General features: G+C 59.1%; 25 protein-coding genes. 22 read left to right on the top strand and 3 right to left on the bottom strand.

Features of this window, described 5'->3' with window-relative positions:
* Nucleotides 1-11 precede the first annotated feature (11 nt).
* The gene (locus VGC62_RS25730) at nucleotides 12-572 is read right to left on the bottom strand and encodes a tat (twin-arginine translocation) pathway signal sequence (protein ID WP_331189898.1); all 561 of its coding nucleotides are present in this window, start codon (nucleotides 570-572) and stop codon (nucleotides 12-14) included.
* 435 nt (nucleotides 573-1,007) lie between these two features.
* On the opposite strand from VGC62_RS25730, the gene VGC62_RS25725 reads away from it, so the two are divergent.
* Nucleotides 1,008-1,232 carry a hypothetical protein gene (locus tag VGC62_RS25725; protein ID WP_331189897.1) on the top strand — a complete coding sequence of 75 codons (225 nt, stop codon included), beginning with the start codon at nucleotides 1,008-1,010 and terminating at the stop codon, nucleotides 1,230-1,232.
* A 101-nt stretch (nucleotides 1,233-1,333) separates the two neighbouring features.
* Here the strand turns inward: VGC62_RS25725 and VGC62_RS25720 are convergent, their stop codons facing one another.
* The gene (locus VGC62_RS25720; RefSeq protein WP_331189896.1) at nucleotides 1,334-2,065 is read right to left on the bottom strand and encodes a hypothetical protein; all 732 of its coding nucleotides are present in this window, start codon (nucleotides 2,063-2,065) and stop codon (nucleotides 1,334-1,336) included.
* A gap of 358 nt (nucleotides 2,066-2,423) precedes the next feature.
* On the opposite strand from VGC62_RS25720, the gene gloA reads away from it, so the two are divergent.
* The 21 genes from gloA (at nucleotide 2,424) to VGC62_RS25615 (ending at nucleotide 22,174) form a co-directional block, all read left to right on the top strand.
* On the top strand, nucleotides 2,424-2,951 hold the full coding sequence (gene gloA, locus VGC62_RS25715) for a lactoylglutathione lyase (protein ID WP_331189895.1): 528 nt from the start codon (nucleotides 2,424-2,426) through the stop codon (nucleotides 2,949-2,951).
* Nucleotides 2,952-3,453: 502 nt separating this feature from the next.
* The gene (locus VGC62_RS25710) at nucleotides 3,454-4,101 is read left to right on the top strand and encodes a helix-turn-helix domain-containing protein (RefSeq protein ID WP_331189894.1); all 648 of its coding nucleotides are present in this window, start codon (nucleotides 3,454-3,456) and stop codon (nucleotides 4,099-4,101) included.
* Nucleotides 4,102-4,181: 80 nt separating this feature from the next.
* Nucleotides 4,182-4,934 (top strand): ABC transporter substrate-binding protein, encoded by a 753-nt coding sequence (locus VGC62_RS25705; RefSeq protein WP_331189893.1) that lies wholly within the window; start codon nucleotides 4,182-4,184, stop codon nucleotides 4,932-4,934.
* A gap of 81 nt (nucleotides 4,935-5,015) precedes the next feature.
* Nucleotides 5,016-5,666, top strand: a complete 651-nt coding sequence (locus VGC62_RS25700) for an amino acid ABC transporter permease (protein ID WP_331189892.1) — start codon at nucleotides 5,016-5,018, stop codon at nucleotides 5,664-5,666.
* A complete protein-coding gene (locus tag VGC62_RS25695) occupies nucleotides 5,663-6,394 on the top strand; it encodes an amino acid ABC transporter ATP-binding protein (protein ID WP_331189891.1) in 732 nt (243 codons plus the stop codon). Before VGC62_RS25700 ends, VGC62_RS25695 begins: the two co-directional genes overlap by 4 nt.
* Nucleotides 6,395-6,411: 17 nt before the next feature.
* Complete coding sequence (locus tag VGC62_RS25690) at nucleotides 6,412-7,707, top strand: FAD-binding oxidoreductase (protein WP_331189890.1); 1,296 nt, start codon at nucleotides 6,412-6,414, stop codon at nucleotides 7,705-7,707.
* Nucleotides 7,708-8,189: 482 nt separating this feature from the next.
* Nucleotides 8,190-9,092, top strand: a complete 903-nt coding sequence (locus VGC62_RS25685) for a LysR family transcriptional regulator (RefSeq protein WP_331189889.1) — start codon at nucleotides 8,190-8,192, stop codon at nucleotides 9,090-9,092.
* 131 nt (nucleotides 9,093-9,223) lie between these two features.
* Complete coding sequence (locus VGC62_RS25680; RefSeq protein WP_331189888.1) at nucleotides 9,224-10,045, top strand: alpha/beta fold hydrolase; 822 nt, start codon at nucleotides 9,224-9,226, stop codon at nucleotides 10,043-10,045.
* Nucleotides 10,046-10,060: 15 nt separating this feature from the next.
* Nucleotides 10,061-11,179 carry an LLM class flavin-dependent oxidoreductase gene (locus tag VGC62_RS25675; protein WP_331189887.1) on the top strand — a complete coding sequence of 373 codons (1,119 nt, stop codon included), beginning with the start codon at nucleotides 10,061-10,063 and terminating at the stop codon, nucleotides 11,177-11,179.
* Nucleotides 11,179-11,574 (top strand): RidA family protein, encoded by a 396-nt coding sequence (locus tag VGC62_RS25670; RefSeq protein WP_331189886.1) that lies wholly within the window; start codon nucleotides 11,179-11,181, stop codon nucleotides 11,572-11,574. Before VGC62_RS25675 ends, VGC62_RS25670 begins: the two co-directional genes overlap by 1 nt.
* A 58-nt stretch (nucleotides 11,575-11,632) precedes the next feature.
* Nucleotides 11,633-12,595, top strand: a complete 963-nt coding sequence (locus VGC62_RS25665) for a BMP family protein (protein ID WP_331189885.1) — start codon at nucleotides 11,633-11,635, stop codon at nucleotides 12,593-12,595.
* 5 nt (nucleotides 12,596-12,600) lie between these two features.
* Entirely contained in the window at nucleotides 12,601-14,109 is a 1,509-nt protein-coding gene (locus VGC62_RS25660; RefSeq protein ID WP_331189884.1) for an ABC transporter ATP-binding protein, read from the top strand.
* Nucleotides 14,102-15,187, top strand: a complete 1,086-nt coding sequence (locus VGC62_RS25655; protein WP_331189883.1) for an ABC transporter permease — start codon at nucleotides 14,102-14,104, stop codon at nucleotides 15,185-15,187. The genes VGC62_RS25660 and VGC62_RS25655 overlap by 8 nt, the downstream gene beginning before the upstream one ends.
* Complete coding sequence (locus VGC62_RS25650) at nucleotides 15,169-16,110, top strand: ABC transporter permease (RefSeq protein WP_331189882.1); 942 nt, start codon at nucleotides 15,169-15,171, stop codon at nucleotides 16,108-16,110. The genes VGC62_RS25655 and VGC62_RS25650 overlap by 19 nt, the downstream gene beginning before the upstream one ends.
* 60 nt (nucleotides 16,111-16,170) lie before the next feature.
* Nucleotides 16,171-16,572, top strand: coding sequence for a Rid family hydrolase (locus tag VGC62_RS25645; RefSeq protein WP_331189881.1), 402 nt, complete (start codon nucleotides 16,171-16,173; stop codon nucleotides 16,570-16,572).
* Nucleotides 16,573-16,651: 79 nt separating this feature from the next.
* Nucleotides 16,652-17,659, top strand: a complete 1,008-nt coding sequence (locus tag VGC62_RS25640) for an aldo/keto reductase (RefSeq protein ID WP_331189880.1) — start codon at nucleotides 16,652-16,654, stop codon at nucleotides 17,657-17,659.
* Between the two features lie 95 nt (nucleotides 17,660-17,754).
* Nucleotides 17,755-18,294 (top strand): NADH-dependent FMN reductase RutF, encoded by a 540-nt coding sequence (rutF, locus tag VGC62_RS25635; RefSeq protein ID WP_331189879.1) that lies wholly within the window; start codon nucleotides 17,755-17,757, stop codon nucleotides 18,292-18,294.
* Nucleotides 18,295-18,435: 141 nt separating this feature from the next.
* Entirely contained in the window at nucleotides 18,436-19,236 is an 801-nt protein-coding gene (locus VGC62_RS25630; protein WP_331189878.1) for a helix-turn-helix domain-containing protein, read from the top strand.
* A 57-nt stretch (nucleotides 19,237-19,293) separates the two neighbouring features.
* Nucleotides 19,294-20,718 carry an FAD-dependent oxidoreductase gene (locus VGC62_RS25625; protein WP_331189877.1) on the top strand — a complete coding sequence of 475 codons (1,425 nt, stop codon included), beginning with the start codon at nucleotides 19,294-19,296 and terminating at the stop codon, nucleotides 20,716-20,718.
* Complete coding sequence (locus VGC62_RS25620) at nucleotides 20,715-21,056, top strand: cupin domain-containing protein (RefSeq protein WP_331189876.1); 342 nt, start codon at nucleotides 20,715-20,717, stop codon at nucleotides 21,054-21,056. Before VGC62_RS25625 ends, VGC62_RS25620 begins: the two co-directional genes overlap by 4 nt.
* A gap of 44 nt (nucleotides 21,057-21,100) precedes the next feature.
* The gene (locus tag VGC62_RS25615; protein WP_414705848.1) at nucleotides 21,101-22,174 is read left to right on the top strand and encodes a polyamine ABC transporter substrate-binding protein; all 1,074 of its coding nucleotides are present in this window, start codon (nucleotides 21,101-21,103) and stop codon (nucleotides 22,172-22,174) included.
* 201 nt (nucleotides 22,175-22,375) lie between these two features.
* On the opposite strand, the gene VGC62_RS25610 is transcribed toward VGC62_RS25615, so the two are convergent.
* Nucleotides 22,376-22,894, bottom strand: coding sequence for a hypothetical protein (locus tag VGC62_RS25610; RefSeq protein ID WP_331189874.1), 519 nt, complete (start codon nucleotides 22,892-22,894; stop codon nucleotides 22,376-22,378).
* Nucleotides 22,895-22,944 lie beyond the last annotated feature (50 nt).

The raw sequence follows: 22,944 nt of genomic DNA, 5'->3' as shown, positions 1-22,944 counted from the left end.
CAATGCGTTCCTCAGGAAAGTGGGTTCGGGCTGGCATCCAGTGGTGGGTTCGGCAACCATTTCAGGTCATTGAAGCCACGCGTCAGATAGCCACCTTTCGGAAAGGAAGCGCCTTCGTAACCGAAGTGTTTGTAGGCCAGTTCGTTGCTATAGAGGGTGTTGACCGAGACGCCGCGCACCAGACTGAAGAAGTCGCCGGTTTGTATGTCCTTGAGGATGATCACCTGTTTGTCTTCAGGGAGCGTGGCCCACTCCCCGCCTGCGCGATGATCGAGGTCGGCGACGCCCTGTTTGAGTAACGCTGCGACGCTGGGGTCTTGTGAGGCGCGTTCATCGAGCGCTTTGACGGAAAACGCGTAAACCGCGTCTTCCATGCCATCGTGAGGAAAAATGCGCCGGATCACCTGCAATAATTTGGCGCCGGTATCGCTGTCCAGCGTGCTCATCTCCAGCGCCCAGGTTTGGCTCGGAGCGAGCAGCGCAATGGGGCCTGAACCGAATAACAGGGTCCCCAGCAGCAGGCCGCCGCTTCCCTGCAGAAAACGACGGCGGTCAAGCATCAGGTCAGTCATGGCTTTTGTCCTTGTTATTTTTTTTGTAGGTACGTCTGCCGCTTTGATACTAGTAGCGCTTGGGCTTGGGAGGTAATAACACGCTACTACAATGGAATATGGTTATTCCTTTTATCAATCATTGGCTTATGCCGTGAAAATGCCGCACCCTGCGTAAAGCATTTGCGATGACGGCTCAGGTACGCATCCTCCGTAGGCGCGTGGCTTGTCCCGCGACCGGCGGGAACCCATCGTAAACTTGCGCACACGGTGTGACAGGCGGACCGCGCGCGCCGGGTTTGCTGCCGCTGCGCGCCAGATCGCGGGACAAGCCGCGCTCCTACCGTGTGAACTGCCGCAATGACGGCTCAGGAACGCATCCTCTGTAGGAGCCAACTTGTTGGCGAAAGGGTCATACGGCTACTGGTTAATATCCGCACATTTTGGAGCACAACTATGAGTACCGAAGTCGCCAGGGCGAATATGATTTCAGAGCTTTCCCGGCTTGCAGAGGACTTTGAGTCGACTGCGGCAGGCTTGAGTGCCCTCAGGAACGCTGAGAGATTAATGGATGACGATTCAGCAGACTTCATCGATCAGCTTCGTTACACCTCATCACAGCTGAGGATTCTTGCTCGCAAAGCCGAAAACAGCTCGAAGGATAACGGCAAGACTGGGTGAGTCACCCGCCAGTGATCCGGCGGTCCAGGCCAAAGCGCCGCTGATTTGTAATGCTCGTAAAGCCGGATCATGTCGAGCAATTAGCGGACGAACACCTACCGTCAAAGCTCTAACACCACCCAGCGTCTCTCGGGCGCCACATACAAGAATCGACCTTGCACTTCGGTTTTGTTGGCATTGGTGTTTTTAATCACCCAATCGAACATGGTTTGCACTGCATCCGCATGCTGTTGACCGGCAGATGTGCCTTCGTTCGAATGAAACTGCTGATCGGTATGTACGTAGTAGTCGCAAATATAACCTGGCTTTTGCACGGCCTTTTCACATGCCAGCTTCCTGAATTCAACAACGTATATGTTCATACCGTTAATTGGACTATTGATACTTCTAGTGATCGACTGTTCGACGGCCTGGCGCATTTCGGCTTCAGTGGGCTCACGCCGGTCAACGTGTCCTATCGGCGCCTGCGCGATTGACGGTTTAGAAACGGCTATTGATTCGCGCGATAGCGCGAACGGCTTGCAATCACCCAGCGCTGTTTGACTGCGCACATCTATCGTTTGCCCGTCTGCGGAGAGCAGACCGTTCAGCCCGGCGAAGCTCCCCTGATAATTCTTATCCACTGCCTTGAAGTAGACCCAGCTACCCTCCCAGCCCTTCACGAAAGCAGGTTGAATGGGGTAGTTGAGCGGATGAGACCGCTCCGGCCCATAGCCGCCGTGAGACACCGTCCCGGAGCCGTCCCGTATGTCAATCGTAAACACTGCAAGACCCAAAGGGCATCTGGTTTGGCCCGTCCAACGGCCATTGACATTGGGTTGCTCGTCGGCCAATACCGCTCCTGCGCACAACAACAACCCGCCCAAGAGAAACCGGGAGTGCTTCATAGAATTTTTCAAGGCTTCACTCTCTGTGTGAAAGGTCAAAAAATCGTAAGCACCGCGCTCATTCCCCCAAGCGGTAAAACGCCGTCAGTCCATAGTCCAGTACGTAGAGACTAGCCATTGGCCAAAAATATGCGCGATCTTTCTTCGCCTGGGCGATAAGCCGTCGCGCCAGGATGAGCCCGCCACTGTGTGGTTTTTTTGGCGTGTTAGAAAGATCCATTCACGTAACGGGTAGTACCCCTTTATTACCTGCACTGGACGCAGGCTTTCTACACTACGCGAACAGCCAAGAAGGAAGCCCTCTATGTCGTTCGTCAGCGAAAATCAGCCCGGTGTCTGCCTGACGCCAGATGCCGCCACCCAGGATTACGTGTTCAACCACACCATGTTGCGGGTCAAGGACCCCGAGCGTTCGCTGGACTTCTACACCCGCGTGCTGGGTATGCGCTTGCTGCGCCAGGTGGATTTTCCGGAGGCGAAATTTTCGCTGTTGTTCCTGGCGATGACCAAGGGCGAATCAGTTCCGCAAGACGCATCCGAACGCATGAGCCATACCTTCAGCCGTGAGTCAGTATTGGAGTTAACCCATAACTGGGGCACTGAGAGCGACGACTCGCACTACCACAACGGCAACAAGGACCCGCGCGGTTTTGGTCATATCTGCTTTTCGGTACCCGACATCGAAGCCGCCTGCGCCCGCTTTGAAACACTGGGTGTGCCATTCGTCAAACGTCTGGATAAAGGCATGAAGCATGTCGCGTTCATCAGCGATCCGGATGAGTACTGGATCGAGATCGTGCAGGCGGATTTGTTGGGGAGTCTGGGGCAGTAACAATAGAGTAGGCGCGGCATCCGCCGAGCAGAGGCTTGGAGTACGTAACCCCGTGCTAGAAACATCAGCATCCATTCATGACCGATCTCATCAAAGAACAACGTGATATCGGCAACCAGTCTCCAGTCCACTTTCTAGCCCTTCGGCGCGACCGCTAACCCGTCCAGGGCATCATGGCGGAGCGCTTCCAACTAACAGCCCGTCGCGCCGAGCTGGGCCTGGACTCACTCCCTGAAGTGAGGGTCACCAGGCAAGAAGCCAGTGCCAAATGCAGCACGCCCTATAACAAAGCGTGGCCGCCCTGGGCCTGTGCAACACCGCACCCCATCAAGTGCATTCGATCGCACCCGTTTTTTTCAGCTTCGTGCCCAACAGCCCCTTACTCAGCAGCCAGGCAGCTTAAACGTATCGCTTTTGGCTTATACGGCAGATGCCACTGAGGCAGTGCTGGCCCGCGACTTGCATTGTAAAAATTACACAACTGTAAAAGTTTTACAAAACCATGCTACCCACTCGACCACCGTCACCCATAGATTTTCCCGCTGACGACTCCGCCACGCCTGCGCATCGGATCAGTTCAATCATCGATTTGTGGTTGGGGGAACAATTGCGCCAACGCCGTAAGGCGCTGGACAAGCCTTTGCGTCAGGTCGCGCTCGCGTCGGGTATTTCAGTCAGCCTGCTGAGCCAGATCGAGCGGGGCTTACGCTCTATTTCGTTGCGCACGTTGAGCGCCTTGGCGAACGAGTTGGACATCCCCCTCGAAACCCTGATCCGCAATGTGCAGCACAACGACAGCGATGCCGGAGGAGCCGTCGTGCGCGCGGGTAACCATCGGCGCATTGATCTGACTGAAAAGGGTATTCACAAAGAAAACCTTACCCCGCTCGCAGCCAAAGGCACCGTCGAAATGTACCGCGCCGTGATAGAGCCCGGCGGCTCTACCGGTGATTCATTGTTTTTCACCCATGCAGGAGAACAGGTCGGTTATGTGATTCAGGGTCAACTTGAACTCTGTATTCAAGACCAACTATTGATGCTCAACAGCGGCGACAGCTTTTGCTACGACGGCAGCACACCACGCCGCTGGCGCAACCCAGGCAGCACTGTAACGGTTGTGATGTGGAGTGTTACACGAGCCAGCGAATAGCAGCCAAGCGTTGCGGATAATCACGTTTCAAACTGGACCGAAGTTTCACTGGGTACATCTAACTCACTTGAGGAACGCATATGAAACGCCCATTCGCGGTTGCTGCATTGTTCTGCGCGCTGACACTTTCATTCGTGGGGCCTGCCAGTGCCGCCACCGTCATCAAGGTCGCCTCCACCCCCACGGGGAGCCCATTCACGTTCCTGGACACGAAGACCAACACCATTGAAGGGGTGATGGTCGACATCGTAAAAGCCGTCTCCGAGAAAGCTGGCTTCGATGTGCAGATAGAACCCATGCCGTTCGCTTCATTGATAGGTTCTTTGACCTCCAAGCGTGTCGACCTGATCTCCGCAGCGATGTTCATCACCCCGGCGCGCGAAAAAGTCGTGGATTTCTCCAGCCCCATTTACAGCTACGGCGAAGGCGTCGTCGCCCCGAACAGCGATACCACCGCCTATACCAGCTTCGCGGAAATGAAAGGCAAGCGAGTCGGCGCACAAGTCGGCACTGCGTTCGTTGAGCCGTTGCAGAAGAGCGGCTTGTTTTCCGAGGTCAAACTCTATGAAACCACTGCGGACCTGATGCGAGACGTGAATGCCGGTCGTATCGACGTCGGGGTTCTGGATTATCCAATCGCCGCGTACGCGATCACTCAAGGGCATTTCCCGAACCTGCACATGGTCACCAGCTACAAAGCCACGATGCCCAACAACATCGGGATCGCCAGCCGCAAGGGTGACACCGAGATGATGGGCAAGGTCAACAGCGCCCTCGCAGCCCTCAAGGCAGACGGCACCATCGACGCCATCCTGAAAAAATGGGGGCTGTAGGCCTTAGGACAAGCCCGACCCGATACGTTTGAGCAACTGGCCCTTGCGCTTCCCTTGCACCCTGACCCGAGTAGTCGATCAATGTCCGAGTTCCTAACCAATTCATGGCAGTTTCTGCCCATTCTGCTTCAGGGGGCATGGCTGACCATTCAAGTAACGGTCGGATCCCTTTTGCTGTCGACCGTGCTAGGACTGGTTTGGGCAGCTATGCGCGTATCGGGTATTCCGATTCTGGCGTGGTTGAGCGCAGCAATTATCAACTTGTTGCGCGGCATCCCGATCATCGTGCTGCTGTTTTACATCTATTTCGTGATGCCCGACTTCGGCATCACGATGAGCGCTCTGCAGGCGGGCATTATCGGGTTGGGTATCGCCTATTCAGCCTATCAGGCAGAAAACTTCCGCGCCGGCATCGAAGCCATCGATCATGGACAGCTTGAAGCGGCACAGTCCATGGGCATGGGGTGGTGGCTGATGATGCGGCGCGCGGTGCTTCCCCAAGCAATCAAAATCGTCCTGCCGCCCTATGGCAACACCATGATCATGATGCTCAAGGATTCATCGCAGGCCTCGACCATTACCGTCGCCGAACTGGCACTGCAAGGGAAACTGATTGCCACCTCAACCTTTCAAAACGCCACGGTATTTACCCTGGTTGCATTGCTCTATTTGATCATGTGCGTGCCTCTTATTCTGCTCGTACGCCATTTCGAAAAGCGGGGGCAGAAATGATCGAAATTCGTTCGTTACTCAAGTCCTATGGTGATCTTCAAGTCATCAAAGGCGTCGACGCCTCAGTAGCCAAGGGCGAAGTCGTGTGCATTGTCGGTCCTTCGGGTTCGGGCAAGTCCACCATTTTGCGCTGCATTAACGGCCTGGAGAGCTACGAGGGCGGGCTCATCGAAATTGATGGCATCAAAGTCGAGCGCAAGTCGCCAAGCATTAAGGCCATTCGTACCGAAGTGGCCATGGTGTTCCAGCGCTTTAATTTATTCCCCCATCGCACTGTTCTGGAAAACGTGATCGAAGGGCCGATCTATGTAAAAAAAGAAAACCGCCAACAGGCCTGTCAACACGCGATGGAGCTACTCACCAGCGTGGGTCTGGCAGAGAAAGCCGCGGCCTATCCCCGCCAATTATCGGGGGGCCAGCAACAACGTATCGCGATTGCGCGTGCGCTAGCCATGCGACCCAAAGCCATTTTGTTCGACGAGCCCACCTCAGCGCTCGATCCAGAACTGGTCGGCGATGTATTGGATGTCATGCGTCGTCTGGCCGAGTCAGGGATGACGATGGTGGTCGTCACCCATGAGATGCAATTCGCCCGAGAGGTCGCCGATCGTGTGCTGTTTATCGATCAAGGCGTCATCGTTGAACAAGGCCCGTCTGCCGAGTTATTGAACAACCCACAAAACCTTCGCACTCAGGATTTCCTGCGGCGCGTCCTTCATCCGATGTAAGCGAGAGGTTCGTTGCCATGCCCCGTAAATACTTTCCGTTGAGCCCCTCTTTATGGGCCGCCACCGCCGTCGACGCCCCCCCCACTCATCGGCTTGAAGAGGACGCGCGAGCTGATGTTGTCATTGTTGGCGCAGGTTTCTGCGGACTGAGTGCAGCCCTTCATTTGGCCGAACAAGGCGTGCGCGTTGTAGTGCTGGAGGCGCAGGAAATCGGCTTTGGTGGTTCCGGCCGCAACGGTGGACAAGTTATTCCCGGCCTCAAATACGATCCCAGTGAGCTGATCGACAAGCTCGGCCATGATCGCGCTCAACCACTGATAGAGTTCGCTGCCGGAACCGTCGACGCAGTATTCGATTTGATCGATAAACACCAGATGGACGTGCCACGGATACGCAATGGCTGGATTCAGGGCTCACACACGCCCGCCGCGCTCAAACTGGCCGAGCGCAGGGTCAGAGACTGGAATACGCAAGGCGTTGCCGCGCGATTTCTCGATCGCGATGAAACCGCTCGGCTGCTAGGCACTGATAAGTATCATGGCGGCTGGCTCGACCCACGCGGCGGTGGGATTCATCCCTTGAGCTATGTCCGCGGTCTGGCACGCGCAGCTGTTGCGGCCGGTGTCAAAATCCATACCCAGTCACCCGTGACGAAACTTGAAGCAAGCGCCGGGAATTGGTGTGCCAGGACCGCCCAAGGAAGCCAAATCACAGCAGAACGCGTGATTCTGTGTACCAACGGCTATACCGATGATTTGTGGCCGCAACTGCGCAAGACCATCATCGATGCCAACTCGTTCCAGATCGCAACCGAGCCGCTGCCCGAGCATGTGCGCCGCAGTATTTTGCCCGAGGGCCATGTCTCATCGGATGCCCGCAATCTGCTGCTTTACTACCGCATTGACCACACCGGGCGGCTGCTGATCGGCGGGCGCGGTACTTTTCAGGACCCGGACCCATCGCGCCCTGATCATTGGTCTCATCTGGAAAGTGCCGTGGCCAAGCTGTTCCCGCAAACAATCGGCATCCCTATTGCCTATCGCTGGTGTGGACGGGTAGCTATTACCCAAGATTATTTCCCACACATTCACGAACCAGCGCCAGGACTGCTGATTGACATTGGTTGTCAGGGCCGTGGTGTGGGTTTGCAAACGCGTATGGGGCAGGCGTTGGCCAACTATATCGTCAGCGGGAATCGCAACGCTTTGCCGGTCCCCCCAACCGATATCAAAACCTTTCCCTTATATGGACTGCACCGGGCCTATGTCGCTGCCGCGATTGCCTGGTACAAAATGACCGACGGAGGCCTCTGACCCTCCGTCTTTCACGCATGTCAGCGCGCAGTCGATCCATCGACTGCCATGCGCAAGTGATGTTTCCAGCCTTTTCAAATGCTGAGCCGGCCAAAAGCGGCCTATCCAAGGAACATCCTGCAATGCTCCCGTGGCCTTGCAGCCGAGTGACGTCCCAGCAAAATGTACCTGTTGAGAGCTTAATGCATCCCGCTTCTCCCAACGGCGACAGTCGAGCGCGACGTCATCCGGCCCAACTCCAGTGGCCATAAGACTGACAGCTAGCAACCCCAGGGCACACCTTGTGCATAGTCCTTGGTGCTGAGTATCTCAGCATCCGGCCAAGGACCTTCGGCCTGCCGTCTCATTCGACACCTTGGATGACGCACTGCACTGCACTGCCTGATCAAGGCAAGGCAAGGCACTGAATCCGTTCGTCTCGCCTGTTGACCAGATCACAACGGCAGATGCACCAGCGTCCCAAGGCCCGTCTGGAGAACACCGTGAACTTCACCGCCTTCCGATACTTCAACGAAGTCGTGCAATCCAAAGCGATCCGCCGCGCCGCTGACCGTCTGCACGTCACCCCTTCGGCCGTCAGCCGACAAATCGCGTTGCTGGAGCATGAGCTGGGCACACTGTTGCTCGAACGCACCAATACGGGTGTGGAACTGACCGCAGCAGGCGTCATGTTGGAGCGTTACACCCGCACGCTATTTCGCGATCTGGAGCGCGTGCGCGAAGGCATTGCAGCATTTCGTTCGCTGGATCAGGGCGAGGTGAAAATTCATGCCATGGAAGGGGTGCTTTCGAGCTTCCTGCCAGAAACGATCGCCGCCTTCCTCCAGTTGCACCCGCGCATCGACTTTCAAGTCACCACCTGCTCCAGCGATCTCATCGTCGAGGCTCTGATCCGAGACGAAACCGACATCGGCATTATCTACAACCCCGAGTTGCGCTTTGAAATCAGCGTGGTCGCCGAGCGCAAGGAGCCGGTGGTCTGCTTGGTCGCCAGGCACGATGAACTGGCCTGCGAACCCGTGGTGACTATGCAGCAGTTGTGTAAGCGACCACTCGCCCTCCCTCGACCAAGCTTCGGTCTGCGCCAGCTGTTCGACCGGACGCCTGAAGCCCGTCAGCTCAAGCCGCGGATCATCGTCGAAGCCAACAATCTGGACATTTTGCGAGCCACAGCGGTACTCGGTGCCTGCGTGACGATCGGCCCGGAAATTTCGGCGCGACGGGAGATCGATGCCGGATTGCTCAAGGCTATTCCCATCGACCTCGCCTCGTTCAGAAACGTGCGCTCGGCCATCTGCGTGCACCAGGAACGGGTGCCTAGCTACGCCACCAACGCGTTTCTCAAGTTTCTCAAGAGCCGCTTCCCACTGGTTGACGAGGCATGAGGGTGTTCGAATTTGGGCAACATGGCATGCAGCAATCGCAGTTACGTGTCGCCTATTTCCCCGTGCAATAAATAGTCATCCGCGAACATCACCCACTGACATTCGCGGCGAAACCGACCAGGGGACGCGAGATGCCGAGCATGTTTACCAATGGAATCCAGACCCACTACCAGATTCAGGGCAGTGGGCCAGCGCTGGTTTTCGTTTCCGGGCTTGGCGGCGCAGGCGGCTATTGGGCACCGCAAGTCGAACTGTTCGCGAAGCACTTCACGGTCGTGACCTACGATCAACGCGGCGCGGGCAAGTCCGACCATCCGGATGAGCCTTACAGTATCAAGACGCTGGCCGATGACCTCCAGGCGTTGATCGAAGGGCTGGAGCTGGATCGTCCGGCACTGATCGGGCACTCCACTGGCGGCGCGATCGGTCAACTGCTTGCCGCCCGCGAACCGCAGTTGCTAGCGGGCATGGTGCTGTACGCCAGTTGGTCGAAATCCGACGCGCATTTCAACTGGTGCTTCCGGATGCGCCGGACACTGCTGGAAGGCACTTCGCTGGAAGAATACGTCCACGGCAGCGCCTTGTTTCTGTATCCGCCAGATCACATTCGCGCTAACGCCGAGTCGCTGTCGCCTGGCCTGCTCGCGTCTGTCGCCAACTTCCCGGCCCGGGAAATCGTGCTACGCCGCATCGACGCGATCATGGCTCACGACGCCAGCGCACAGCTGTCGATGATCCGTATCCCGACCCTTGTGGTCTGCGCGCAGGACGACATTCTCACCCCACCCTATCAATCGCGGCTGCTGGCCGAGGCCATCTCCGGTGCCGAACTGCGCATCGTCCCCAAGGGTGGCCACAGTTTTTCGGAGACCGAAACCGCGACGTTCAACCACATCGCCTTCGACTTTTTAGCCCGCATCGGTTTCGTACAAACCGACGCCTCAGTCATCTGAATCAAGGAGCTCATCATGCTTGGCAACGACAGCAAAAGCGTGGAATTCGGCGTGTTTCTGCCAGTCGGCAACGGCGGCTGGATTACCTCCACCACCAGCCCGCAGCTTCCCGCAACTTACGATTACAACAAACAAGTCACGATCCTCGCCGAAGAGCTGGGGTTTGACTTCGCCCTGTCGATGGCCAAGTGGCGCGGTTATGGCGGCCCGTCGCAACACTGGGACATCACTCTGGAAAGCATGACCACTATGGCCGGGCTTGCCGAAGCCACCAGCCGAATCGGCGTGTGGGGCACGGTTCACACGATGGTGTTTCACCCGGCAGTGGTGGCCAAGATGGCCGCAGTGCTCGATCAGATTTCCAAGGGGCGTTTTGGCCTGAACATCGTGTCCGGCTCGAACCCGACCGACCAGGGCCAGATGGGCTTGTGGAAAGACCTCGACCATGCCGAGCGCTACGAAATGGCCGAAGAGTGGTTGACCGTGCTCAAGCGGCTGTGGACCGAGGATCGCGTCGACCACAAGGGCAAGCATTACGAGCTGACCGATTGCATGTCCAACCCCAAGCCTGTCACGCCGCCACCGATCATCTGCGCGGGGGCCTCCGATCGGGGCTTCCTGTTCACCATGCAAAACTGCACTGGCAGCTTCATGCTCGGCTCCGATCACGACGACTTCATCAAGACCGGTCTGCGCGCCAAGGAACTCGCGGCTCAACAAGGCAAGCCGGACTTCAAGACCTACGGCCTGTTCACCATCGTCCCCGGCGCCACCGATGCCCAGGCCCGTGAACGCGTGGCGCTTTACGATTCAGGCGTCGACACCATCGCCCTGGACAACCAGACCCGCGAATACTCCGGCGACAAGAGCTTCAAGCAGAACACCATGGCTCAACGTTTCGTCTCGCAGGGCGAGCAACGCAACTCCATGACCCGCGCAGCGCTCATCGGTTCACCGGAAACCATTGGCAACAAGCTCGCCGAGATCATCAAGGGCGCCAGGCTCGATGGCGTGACCGTCATCGTTCCCGATTTCATCGACGACCTGAAGACAGTGGGCACCGAGGTTCTGGAAGTGCTCGAACTCAACGGCGTGCAGACCAACGCACGCGCCCATCAAAAGGCGACCCGCTGATGAAGACCGGTCCCTGCAACCCCAAAGGCCTCAAGCACCAGACCTACTACAACCACGCCGTCGTGCGGGCTGGCCAGCCGGTGTTTATGACCGGCCAAGTGGCCTGGGATGCTGACGGCAACGTGGTCGGCAAAGGCGACATCGACGTCCAGGCGGTGAAGATTTGGGAAAACATCGGTTTGGCCTTGGACGCGCTCGGGGTCGGCCCGCAAGCGGTGGTCAAGCTCAACACTTATGCGCTGTCTCGGGAAACCATCCCGGCGTTGCATCGCGCCCGCTCAGCGTTCTTCGAGGGTTACGACCTGCCGGCGAGCACTTTTGTGGTAGTGGCCGGGCTCGCCGATCCAGACCTGCTCGCCGAGATCGACGTGACGCTCATTCTGCCGCAGGACTGAACAGATTTATAAAGCCAGCCCCTTTGCAAACCGTCGCGGTGCGACCAGGAGTTTCGACATGAACGTTCATCAAATCTTAGCGATCGCGGCCACGACCACTCTTGGCTTCGGCTCACTGGCTCACGCTGCCGACGCCCCACGCGTGGCCGCCCTGTTCACCCAGACCGTCACCCAGGGTACTTGGGACAGTGCAGGTTATGCAGGCTTCAAGGCGATGGCTGAGAAAGAGGATTTCAAACCCAGCTACCTGGAAAACACCTCCTACGAATCCGCGCCTGCCGCACTGCGGCAACTGGCCTCCGATGGCGTGAAGCTGATCATCGCGCACTCGTCGGGTTACTCGGCAGCGATCAAGGAAGTGGCGCCCTCCTACCCCAACACTCAGTTCGTGCTCTATTCCTATGAAGGCTCGACCGCCAACCTGCCCAACTATTCAGCCTGGTCGGTGGATTGGGACGAGTACGGTTTCGTGCTCGGCGCACTGGCTGCGTCGGCGAGTAAATCGGGGCACATCGCGGTGATCTCCGGCGAACCGATCCCTTCCGCTGAACGCACGATTCAGTTCATCAAGAAGGGCGCGGCGTATGTCAATCCCAAGGTTCAGGTGGATTCGGCTTACGTAGGCTCCTTCGTCGACGTCGCACGGGCCAAGGAGATCGCCACCGGCCTGATCGCCCGCGGCGCTGACTTCGTGATTCCGTCGGCCGACACCGCCGACGCTGGCATTCAGCAGGCGGCGGACGAAGAAGGCGCGCTGACCATCGGCTCGTACGGCGACCAGTCCAGCGCCTACCCCAGCTCGGTGATGACGTCCACGGTGATGAACTTCGGCAAATCCTACGCCGACATCGGCAAGGACTACGCCTCGGGCAAACTTGGCAACCGTATCGTCACCGAGAACCTGGCGTCCAACGGATGGAGCCTGGTCATGCCGTTTGCCCATGTCGATGCCAACGTGCAAGCCAAGGTTACGAAGGTCATGAACGACTTGAAGGCCGGCAAAATCAAGATCGAAGAGTGACGATCATGCCTGCCCCGGTCATTCAACTCGATCACGTGTCCAAACGATACCCCAATGGCTTTCTCGCCCTTGAGAACGTGTCGCTCACCCTTCATACGGGTGAAATCCACGCCCTATTGGGAGAAAACGGGGCAGGTAAATCGACGCTCATGAACATCCTCTACGGTGTGCATGAGCCTACCGAGGGCGGCGTGCTAATGGAGGGCCGCGAGGTCATCCACCGGCGCCCTGCTGATGCCATCGCCAACGGGATCGGCATGGTGCACCAGCATTTCAAACTGGTCATGCCCTTCACGGTGACCGAGAACCTGGCCTTGGTGGCCAAAGGTGCAAGGCGTTCAGCGTTTCGTCGTCACGCCGATGCCCGCGCCTTCATGGAGCGCTACGGCGTCGATCTGGACCCGGCCGCCGTGGTCGGGCAATTGCCTCTGGCGTTGCAGCAGCGTGTCGAGATCCTCAAGGCATTGGTGAACGAGAGCCGCGTGCTGTTGCTCGACGAACCCTCGACCATCCTGACACCCGCCGAGATCGACAATCTTTACCTCACACTGCGCCACATTCGTGATCAGGGCACAGCCGTGGCGGTGGTCACTCACAACGTCGACGAAGTATTGGCCCACGCTGATCGCTACACCGTGCTCAAGCGCGGCCGTGCCAACGGCACCGGGCTTATCGCCGACACCCATTCGGCGCAACTGGTCGAGCTTATCGTCGGGCATGCCGTGTCCAACGCCGCACGAATCGGTGGTGAACGAACGGCAGGCGCTGAACGCATGTCGCTGAGCGGCGTTTCATTACGCCCATCCAGCGGTTCACCGGGCCTGCATCAAATCGACCTGACCCTGTGCTCTGGCGAAGTGGTCGGTGTGGCGGGCGTTGAAGGCAATGGCCAGACCGAACTGTTCGACCTGTTGGCGGGGCAACGTCAGCCGGACAGCGGATCGCTCAAGCGCAGTTCTCAAGATGTCAGCGTGGCGCTGGTGCCGCAGGACCGTCATCACCAAGGCCTGTCGCTGGACCTGTCGGTATCACAGAACCTGCTTTACACGCGAATCATGGGTGGGGAATACCGCCGCGCCGGGCTGCTCGATCATCGCGCTATCGGCGAGCAGGCCAAAGTGATGATCGAGGCATCCGACATTCGCACCTACTCCCACGCGACCCCTGCCCGCTCTCTGTCAGGGGGCAATCAGCAAAAGATCGTCGTGGCGCGCGCCATGAACCAGGCCGCTTCGGTGGTCGTGGTTTACCAACCTACGCGAGGACTCGATGTGGCCGCAGCCGAAGCAGTACTGACGCGTCTGGCACAAGCGGCCGACAGCGGCACCTGCGTAGTGATCATATCGTCGAACATCGAAGAATTGATCCGCGTCTCGGACCGCATTCTGGTGGTCAACGGCGGGCGGATCACAGGCGAGGTCAAAGGCGCAGCCATGTCGGTCACGGCCATCGGCCCGCTGATGACGCTCGGTCGGCAACCTCATTCAATTTCACTGGAGCCTGTCGATGCCTGAGTCCACCCAACAGATGGTGCAGTTGCGCCGATTACTGGCCAGATTCAGCGTTCCCCTTTCGCTGCGGGTCACCCTCGGCGCCTTCGCTGGCTCGCTGGTCTTAGGGCTGGGCTTGATTGCGATGCTCGGTTTTCCGGTTATGTCAGCGATGCGCGTGGCGGTGCAAGGCTCTTTCGGCGACGCACGGGCCATCGCCGACACTTTGGTGTTCATGACACCGAGGCTACTGGTCGCACTCGGCGCTCTGGTGGCCATTCGCGGCGGCCTGTTCAACCTTGGCGGCGAAGGTCAACTGCAAATGGGTGCCATCGGCGCGATGCTGCCCTTCCTGGCGTTCGGCGACATCGGCCCGCTGCTGTTGCCGCTTGCCATCATCAGCGGGGCACTGTGCGGCGCGCTGTGGGCGGTTATCCCGGCGGTGCTGAAACTGTGGCGAGGTGCCGACGAAATCATCGTGACCTTGCTGATGAACTTCATCGCCATCTACTGCGTGAAGTACCTTGTTCAAGGTCCGATGCGTCCGGCGGGATCGACCTTCAACATGTCGGCACAGTTGCCGCGTGAAGGGATTTTCCTGCCGCTGATCGACGGCACCCGCCTGCATCTGGGCGTGATCCTGGCCGTGGTGATCGCCTTCGCAGTCTGGGTCGTGCTGCAACACACCGCCTTTGGCCTGAAGCTGCGCGCCAGCGGCCAGAGTCCCGGTTTCGTACGCCTGCAAGGGCAGTCGGCGGGCCGGATGATCCTGTCGAGCATGGCGCTGTCCGGTGCCATCGGTGGGCTGGCGGGCACATTCGAAGTGCTCGGCGTGCAGTATCGCCTGATCGATGGGTTTTCTTCGGGGCTCGGTTTCGAAGGGCTGGCGGTTGCGTTCCTCGCAGGCCTTGAACCGTTCGGCGCAGTGATCGTGTCGCTGTACTTCGGCGCCATCAATAACGCAGCCCTGGCGCTGCAAAGCTCACTGTCGATCCCGGCCGCCCTGGCCGATGTACTCAGCGGCCTGCCGATCATTCTTCTGGCCGTAATCAGCGGCGTGATGCTCACCAAAGGAAAGCCCGTATGGACCTCAACTCGGTAACGATCGCGCTGTTTCTGGCCGCAGGTGTGCGCATGAGCGTGCCGGTCTTGCTCGCTGCACTGGGAGAACTGGTGTCGGAGCGTGCGGGTGTTTTCACCATCGGTCTCGAAGGCCTGATGTTGTTCGGCGCCGTGGCGTCAGCGGTAGGTCTGATGATGACCGGCTCACCTGTCGCGGCACTGGCAATCGGCATGCTCGGCGGCATTCTCGCCGCCGCGGTGCTGGCGTTGGGCACCGTGCTGGCTCGCGCCAACCAGATCGTGATGGGCATCGGCTTCAACCTGTTCGCCATGGGTGCGACCTCGCTGATCCGCCAACTGGTGTTAGTCGATGCGCCTGCGGCGGGATCGATGCGCTCGGTGACGATGATGAAGCTGCCGTGGCTGACTGACCTGCCCGTGGTGGGCCGTGCGCTGTTTTCACAAAGCCCTGTGTTCTATGTCGTGGTGCTGCTCGCCGTCGCGCTGTGGCTGATGTTTCGCTTCACCCGGCTTGGCCTGCTGCTGCGCGCAGCCGGCGAGAATGCGTCGGCGCTCGACGCCGCCGGCCAGCCGGTCCTTGGCCTGCGTTTCGGCGCCACGCTGTTCACCGGGGTGCTGGCCGGTCTGGGTGGCGCTTACCTTTGCATCATTGCCTCGGGTGGCACTTTCATCGACGACATGACCGCCGGGCGCGGTTACCTGGCGATCGCGATTGCCATCTTCGCCCGCTGGATGCCACTGCGCACGCTGCTGGTGGCTCTCGCTCTGGGCCTGCTGGAGGCCCTGCAATTTCAGGGGCAGTACCTCGGCATTCAGATCGCCACGCCGTTGCTCATGGCCACCCCGTTCGTGATCGCCCTCATTGCCTGGACCGTCATGGGCCGCGCAGGGGCTGCACCGACCGATCTGGGCAAGCCGTTCCTGCGCGGCGCAGGACGCTGAGGCAGCATCATCGACCGGGCCGAAATAGCCCACTTTCATCACCACAATCAGGAGTCACACATGAATCAGGCAATCAACCCCGAAGGCTGGATTATCGGCAAGACCGCCACCGGCCTCAACCACCTCAACTGGGGCATCAAAGCCGGTAACCAGGTGTTTGTCGCGGGCATGCTGTCCACCGACCCGGTCGACGGTAGCCTTGTCGGCGAGGGCGATATCGAAGTGCAGACCCGCCGCGTGCTCGACAGCATCAAAGTAGTACTGGAGTCCGCTGGCAGCAGCATGGACCACGTCACCATGAACCAGATCTTCTTGCGCAATCTGGAGGACTACCACGCGTTCAACGAGATCTACGTCACTTACTTCCCTAACCTGCTGCCAGCGCGTTTCTGCGTGAAGCTGGAAATGGTCAAGCCCCAATTCCTGGTCGAGATCGCCAGCACTGCGGTCATCCCATCCTGATCGATGCATGAGGGTCGGGCGAAACCGCGCGGCCCCCTGCAACGAACTGAACCTGTGTTTGTGAGCGAGGGTGCTTTACATGCAATACCGCTATCTGGGCCACAGTGGCCTCAAGGTTTCCGAACTGTGTCTGGGCACCATGATGTTCGGCGGCGTCACGGACGAAGCAACCTCACATCGGATCATCGCCAGCGCACGTGATAACGGGGTCAACTTCATCGACACCGCCGACATGTACAACAAAGGCGAATCGGAACGCACCGTCGGTCGCGCTATCGCCAGCGAGCGTGATCGCTGGGTGCTGGCGAGCAAGGTCGGCAACCCGATGGGCCAGGGGCCGAACCAAAGCGGCATGTCGCGCAAATGGATTCGCGAAGCGGCCCACGGCTCGCTCAAGCGCCTGGGTACCGACTTCATCGACATTCTGTACATGCACAAAGCCGACTTTGACGCGCCGCTTGATGAGATGGTGCTCGCGTTCGCCGACCTTATCCGCGAAGGCAAGATCGGCTATTTCGCGGTCTCCAACTTCAAGGCCTGGCGCCTGGCGCAAACCGTGCGCCTGGCCCGTGAGGCCGGCATTGGCGGCCCGGTCGCCTCACAGCCGCTGTACAACCTGGTCAATCGTGAAGCAGAAGTCGAGATTCTGCCCGCTGCCGCTCATTACGGCGTCGGCACTGTCTGCTACAGCCCGCTGGCAAGAGGCATTCTCACTGGCAAATACTGCGAAGGCGCCACCCCCGAGGCTGACAGCCGCATCGCCCGCGCCGACCCGCGCATGCTCGAAGCCGAATGGCGTCCAGAGTCTCTGGCAGTTGCGGCGAGGCTGGTGGCCTATGCCGAACAGACCGGACGCAAATCGGCGCATCTGGCGCAGACCTGGGTCATGCGCAATGCCAACGTCACCAGCACGCTGGTTGGCCCCAGAACCTTCGAGCAATGGGAAGACGCCATCGCTGCGCTGGCTTGCCCGTGGACACCCGAAGACGAGAGCTTCTGCGATGCCCTGGTTTCCCCCGGCAAGAGTTCGACACTGGGGCCGGTCGATCCGCACCACCCCATCGAAGGCCGCATCGCTCGTCTGTGACGGGCAAATTGAACACGGGCTGGGACCATCGCCCGTCTTACTTTCAATCAGGCCTGCAGCCAGCTTTGAACATTTCCTGAACTCGGTAACCGATCATGCACAGCACCCCCGTAGCAACCTGGAACGTCGTCGACAACGCCGATGAAGTCGTTCTCACTAAAACCGATTTCCGCAACGCCATGTCCCGACTGGGCACTGCAGTGAACATCATCACCACGAACGGCCCGGCAGGAAGGGCGGGGTTCACGGCCTCAGCGGTTTGCAGTGTGACAGACGAGCCGCCAAGCCTGCTGGTCTGCCTGAATCGCAGCGCCTCAGTCTATGAGGCGTTCAAGGGCAATGCTGTACTGTGCGTGAATGTCCTCGGCGCCGGTCATCAGGACATTTCCAATCTGTTCGGCGGCAAGACATCGATGGATGACCGTTTCGCAGTTGGCAACTGGTCGCAAGGGCAAGCTGGGTCTCCAGTTCTGGACGATGCGATCGTGTCGTTCGATTGCCGCCTGAGTCAGATCACCGAAGTGGGCACCCACGATATTCTGATTTGTAAGGTGGTATCAGTATCCACCCGCCTAGAAGGGCAGAGCCTGATCTACTTCAATCGCCAGTATCACGAGTTGCAGGTCGAAAACTGAGCGACGCAGCACCTCGTTGAACAGCCAGCGAAACAAGGAGCAGTTTTGGAAATGGCCGTGCCGACGCATGGAAGTTGTGTTTGTTCGGCAAACCACTCAAGGACTAGACTGGCGCTGCCCAGTTGTCAGGCCCGTCAACCCATGCTCATCGTCCCGTCAGATACCGCTGAACAGACACAGCTCACCCTCGAAGTGGTGCTTGGCTACCACATGGCGTGGAAGCGCCGCGACCTGGAGGCGATTCTGGCGATCTATCACCCGCAGGTGCAGTACAACGATTTTTTCCAGAACCGCAGCATGGGCCTGACCGAGCTGCGCGCATACATCAGCGGCACGTTGCCGCGCCAACCCGATGAGTATCTGGAGCACAACGACCGCATCCGCGTCGACGGTTGTACGGCATTCATCCAGTATCAGACCGCTCTGAAGGGCAGTGACGGGCGGGTGGTTTTTCGCACCAGCGAAGCAATCACCGTATGTGACGGCCTGATCCTGCGCATAAACGAATACGCCTCTCTGGTGCGCGAGGGCGAGCCGCAGGCCGGGCGTCAGGCTCCCGCCATTAGAAAGCTGGGGCTGTCAGCGCGTCAGTTGAGTTTCATGGCGCGCGACCTGGCCGATTACTTCACTCGCCAGCAGCCATTCCTGGACCCGGATCTGGACCTTGCCCGGATCGCCAGCGCCACCGGGTACAGTCGCAATCAGCTGTCCTACCTGCTCAATCAGGTGCTGGGACAAAGCTTCTATCGCTACGTGACCCAGGCGCGCCTGAACTACCTGCTTGAGCGCCTTGCCATTCACGGTGAAAACGCGCCCATCGACGCCCTTGCGGTGAGTGCCGGGTTCAATTCCACCTCGGCGTTCTACAAGGCCTTCCGCAATCACACCGGCTGTACCCCCAAGGCTTGGTTGAAAGCCCATTGCGCGCGTGCCCGCAGATAACACAGCCCCCATCGCAGCGCATTAATCTCTGTCGGCAATCAACCGACGGAGTACGTGATGGCTGGCTGGCGTGGTGTAAGTTTGTGGATGGAGCAACTCGGCGAGGCGCTGACGCCGCGGCCGGCGTTGCATCAGGATCTGCAGGCGGATGTGGTGATCATCGGCGCCGGGTACAGCGGCCTGTGGGCGGCCTATTACCTTAAACAGCAAGCACCGCATCTACAGATTGTCATCGTCGAAGCACAGATTTCCGGCTTCGGCGCCTCCGGCCGCAATGGCGGCTGGCTGATGGGAAACCTGCAGGGCGAAGACCGGCTTCTGGGCCCCTTGCCTGCCGCGCAACGCCACGCGGGCTATCAACTGCTGCATGGAATTCCCGACGAAGTGGCCAGGGTGTGCCACGTCGAAGGCATCGATTGCGAACTGCGCAAAGGCGGAGTGCTGTACTGCGCGGCGCGCTATCGCGAGCAAGAGCGGCGCCTGCGCGAACAACTCGATGCCGCCCGGGCGCAAGGCCTTGGCGAAGAAGATTACCGCTGGCTGAGTCCTCAGGCCTTGCGCGAACAGTTAAATGTGGCCCAGGCGTACGGCGCTCTGTATTCACCTCACTGCGCGACCATCCAACCTGCACGGCTGGTGCGGGGTCTGGCCGAAGCCGTCGAACGTATGGGGGTGCGCATTTTCGAGCAAAGCGTGGTGCTCGACTGGAAGCCAGGCCAAATTCGCACCGAGCACGGCAGGGTCAGCGCCGACTGGGTGGTGCCGGCCGTCGAGGGTTATGCCAGCGCACTGCCCCCGCTGAACAAATATCAACTGGCTGCGCAGAGCCTGATCGTCGCGACTGAGCCGCTCCCGGCTGATGTCTGGGCCGAAATCGGCCTGACCCGTGGTCAGGCTTTCAGCGAAAACAGCCGACAAGTTACCTACGGTCAGCGCAGCCACGACGACCGCCTGGTGTTTGGCGCCCGCGGCGGCTATCGCTTTGGCGGCCGCCTGCGCAGTGACTTCAACCTCAGTCAGGCCGAGCGCGAATTGCGGCAGTACCTGTTTAGCGAACTGTTTCCGATCTTGCGCAACGTGCGCCTGACCCATGCGTGGGGCGGCAACCTGGGGGTCGCCCGGCGCTTTCACCCGCACATGCTCGCCGACCGCCGCCAGCAGATCGCACTGGCCGGTGGCTACGGTGGCGAAGGCGTAGGTGCCAGCAACCTGGGTGGCCGCACCGTGGCGGCGCTAATTCTTGGCCAAGACAACGAACTGACCCGCCAGCCCTGGGTGTTGGGCGACCGTCCGCTGGCCTCCTTGCCACGCTGGGAGCCCGAACCTCTGCGCTGGCTGGGTTACAACGCCATTATCCAAAGCTTCGTTCACGAAGATCAGGTCTTGGCCAACATCCATGCGCCGCGCTGGCGCCGCCAGATGGCTGAAGGCCTGGCCGGTTGCATGGAACGTCTAATGAAATCTAAGGAGCCGTTTGCATGAAGATCGATCATTGGCGCGACACCGCCCGGTTGCCTCTCGGTAAGCCAGGCGCTGTCGGGGCGCCGCTGGGCGAGCCGCTTTCATACGTTGCCACGGCCAGCGTGGAGCGCGACGACGGCGTCGAGGCTGGCGTATGGGAATGTACCCCCGGCCGCTGGCGGCGCCAGATCGTGCAACAGGAGTTCTGCCATTTCATTCAGGGCCGCTGCACCTTCACCCCGGATGGCGGTGAAGCCCTTCATATCCAGGCCGGCGACGCGTTGATGTTCCCTGCGAACACCACGGGAATCTGGGACGTACAAGAAACCGTTCGCAAAAGCTATGTGTTGATTTTCTGAACTGCCTTCATCCCTAACGCCTAGAACAAAGGTTGAGGTCTCGCATGTTGAAGTCGATCGTTCCGTTACTGTTGATCGCGTCTACCGCTCAGGCGGCAGACACCGTCAGGATCTATAACTGGAGCAGCTACATCGCTCCAGATACCCTGCAAAACTTTACTACCCGTACCGGGCACCCGACTCAGTATGACCTGTACGACAGCAACGAGGTGCTCGACGCCAAGCTAATGGCCGGACATTCCGGGTATGACGTGGTGTTTCCCTCCAACCATTTCATGGCCCGGCAGATCACGGCTGGCGCGCTCAAACCGCTAGACCGCAGCAAACTTCCCAACTGGCAGAACCTCAACCCGACACTCATGAAAGCCCTGGAGGCCAACGATCCTGGTAACCGCTACGGTTTTCCCTACCTGTGGGGGAGCACCGGCATTGGCTACAACGTGGCCAAGGTCAAGGCAGTGCTGGGCGATGTACCAATAGACTCGTGGGACATCGTGTTCAAACCGGAAAACATGAAGAAACTCGCTCAGTGTGGCGTGGCGATGCTCGACAACGGCCCGGAGATCTTGCCTATTGCCCTTAACTACCTGGGCTTGCCGCATCACAGTCAGAACAAGGCCGACTATGACAAAGCTCAGGACCTGTTACTCAAGGTGCGCCCCTATGTAAGCTACTTCCACAACTCCAAATACACGAGCGACCTGGCCAATGGCGACATATGTCTGGTGGTGGGCTTCTCGGGTGATGTGATGCAGGCTGCAGCGCGGGCCAGCGAAGCCGGCAACGGCCAGCAGATCGCCTACACCATCCCCAAGGAAGGCTCGCCGATGTGGTTCGACATGGTCGCCATGCCCGCCGATGCACCAGATGAGGCAGCCGGCTACGAGTTCCTCAACTACCTGCTGGAGCCCAAGGTGATGGCCGGCATCAGCAATCACGTGCACTACGCCAACGGCAACGCCGCCGCCGAGACCCTGATCGACAAGGCCATCCTCAATGACCCGATGGTGTACCCGCCTGAGAGCGTGATGAAGAAACTCTTCGTGCTGCAGGCCATGCCGCTAGAGAACGACCGGCTGCGCACGCGGGTCTGGAGCCGGGTTAAGAACGGCCAATGACGCAATCGCCGGTGAAACGGGCGATCCGGATCATCGGCGACATCCTCCAGGCTTTAGTCGACTTCGACTGACTTAATTGCAGTCGCCGTCACCAGCCTGTCAGCGTCGGTGTCCTAGAGAAAACTCTCGCCATGCCCAGTCGACGGTGCAGCGGATGACGAGTTGGGCGGCTGTTGAGTCCTAAATTCAAGGCAGTGTGCATTAGTTTTTTTCTACGATGCGGGGCGAACGCACCTCTCCAAGGGAGAGATGAATTACTTCGGCGCTACTAGGGGCGTTCACGGAGTCGCCTGGGATATTCACCATCACAGGGATATCGATCAGGATTTGTTTGCCCGTCGGATCGCGCACGAGCTTTGCGTCCAGCCCTTCAATCGCACGCCAGCCGTCCCCACCGATTTGAATCACATCTAGCAAGCTGTAATGCACTTCGTTTTTTTCATTAGTGTCGGGGGAAAATGCTGCGAGGTACTGGCGGTAGTTATTACCCATACCGAAAGCCTCAATGTTGAATACCGTCAAGGTCACCTGGCTATTCTTCCCGGTCCTCAAGGTCTGCACCTCGGCTAGCTCGGGGTGCCCGGTGGCGTAGCTATCCTTGATCAGTGCGACTAGACGGCTGACCTGTTCTTCCAGTGGCTTCGCAATAGGCTTGGGGTCGGCTGCGTGGGTAAGAGTGCATGAGAGAAGCAGGCTTGCTGGCAGCAGGCGCAATTTCATGAGGCTAAGTCCGAGATTTGGGAAAGGGTTTTAGCCGCTGTTGGCTGCAT

The sequence above is a fragment of the Pseudomonas sp. genome (assembly GCF_036404235.1).
Lineage (GTDB): Bacteria > Pseudomonadota > Gammaproteobacteria > Pseudomonadales > Pseudomonadaceae > Aquipseudomonas.
Note: the sequence above shows the minus strand (reverse complement) of the source record. Positions and strands in the feature narration are given on the sequence as shown.

What these genes read in the sequence shown, in the direction of transcription:
- VGC62_RS25625 (WP_331189877.1), top strand. Translation starts at nt 19,294, where the DNA reads ATGGCTGGCTGGCGTGGTGTAAGTTTGTGGATGGAGCAACTCGGCGAG.
- VGC62_RS25645 (WP_331189881.1), top strand. Translation starts at nt 16,171, where the DNA reads ATGAATCAGGCAATCAACCCCGAAGGCTGGATTATCGGCAAGACCGCC.
- rutF (WP_331189879.1), top strand. Translation starts at nt 17,755, where the DNA reads ATGCACAGCACCCCCGTAGCAACCTGGAACGTCGTCGACAACGCCGAT.
- VGC62_RS25680 (WP_331189888.1), top strand. Translation starts at nt 9,224, where the DNA reads ATGCCGAGCATGTTTACCAATGGAATCCAGACCCACTACCAGATTCAG.
- VGC62_RS25690 (WP_331189890.1), top strand. Translation starts at nt 6,412, where the DNA reads ATGCCCCGTAAATACTTTCCGTTGAGCCCCTCTTTATGGGCCGCCACC.
- VGC62_RS25660 (WP_331189884.1), top strand. Translation starts at nt 12,601, where the DNA reads ATGCCTGCCCCGGTCATTCAACTCGATCACGTGTCCAAACGATACCCC.
- VGC62_RS25695 (WP_331189891.1), top strand. Translation starts at nt 5,663, where the DNA reads ATGATCGAAATTCGTTCGTTACTCAAGTCCTATGGTGATCTTCAAGTC.
- VGC62_RS25725 (WP_331189897.1), top strand. Translation starts at nt 1,008, where the DNA reads ATGAGTACCGAAGTCGCCAGGGCGAATATGATTTCAGAGCTTTCCCGG.
- VGC62_RS25705 (WP_331189893.1), top strand. Translation starts at nt 4,182, where the DNA reads ATGAAACGCCCATTCGCGGTTGCTGCATTGTTCTGCGCGCTGACACTT.
- VGC62_RS25730 (WP_331189898.1), bottom strand. Translation starts at nt 572, where the DNA reads ATGACTGACCTGATGCTTGACCGCCGTCGTTTTCTGCAGGGAAGCGGC.
- VGC62_RS25710 (WP_331189894.1), top strand. Translation starts at nt 3,454, where the DNA reads ATGCTACCCACTCGACCACCGTCACCCATAGATTTTCCCGCTGACGAC.
- VGC62_RS25675 (WP_331189887.1), top strand. Translation starts at nt 10,061, where the DNA reads ATGCTTGGCAACGACAGCAAAAGCGTGGAATTCGGCGTGTTTCTGCCA.
- VGC62_RS25700 (WP_331189892.1), top strand. Translation starts at nt 5,016, where the DNA reads ATGTCCGAGTTCCTAACCAATTCATGGCAGTTTCTGCCCATTCTGCTT.
- VGC62_RS25650 (WP_331189882.1), top strand. Translation starts at nt 15,169, where the DNA reads ATGGACCTCAACTCGGTAACGATCGCGCTGTTTCTGGCCGCAGGTGTG.
- VGC62_RS25670 (WP_331189886.1), top strand. Translation starts at nt 11,179, where the DNA reads ATGAAGACCGGTCCCTGCAACCCCAAAGGCCTCAAGCACCAGACCTAC.
- gloA (WP_331189895.1), top strand. Translation starts at nt 2,424, where the DNA reads ATGTCGTTCGTCAGCGAAAATCAGCCCGGTGTCTGCCTGACGCCAGAT.
- VGC62_RS25615 (WP_414705848.1), top strand. Translation starts at nt 21,101, where the DNA reads ATGTTGAAGTCGATCGTTCCGTTACTGTTGATCGCGTCTACCGCTCAG.
- VGC62_RS25640 (WP_331189880.1), top strand. Translation starts at nt 16,652, where the DNA reads ATGCAATACCGCTATCTGGGCCACAGTGGCCTCAAGGTTTCCGAACTG.
- VGC62_RS25610 (WP_331189874.1), bottom strand. Translation starts at nt 22,894, where the DNA reads ATGAAATTGCGCCTGCTGCCAGCAAGCCTGCTTCTCTCATGCACTCTT.
- VGC62_RS25630 (WP_331189878.1), top strand. Translation starts at nt 18,436, where the DNA reads ATGCTCATCGTCCCGTCAGATACCGCTGAACAGACACAGCTCACCCTC.
- VGC62_RS25655 (WP_331189883.1), top strand. Translation starts at nt 14,102, where the DNA reads ATGCCTGAGTCCACCCAACAGATGGTGCAGTTGCGCCGATTACTGGCC.
- VGC62_RS25665 (WP_331189885.1), top strand. Translation starts at nt 11,633, where the DNA reads ATGAACGTTCATCAAATCTTAGCGATCGCGGCCACGACCACTCTTGGC.
- VGC62_RS25620 (WP_331189876.1), top strand. Translation starts at nt 20,715, where the DNA reads ATGAAGATCGATCATTGGCGCGACACCGCCCGGTTGCCTCTCGGTAAG.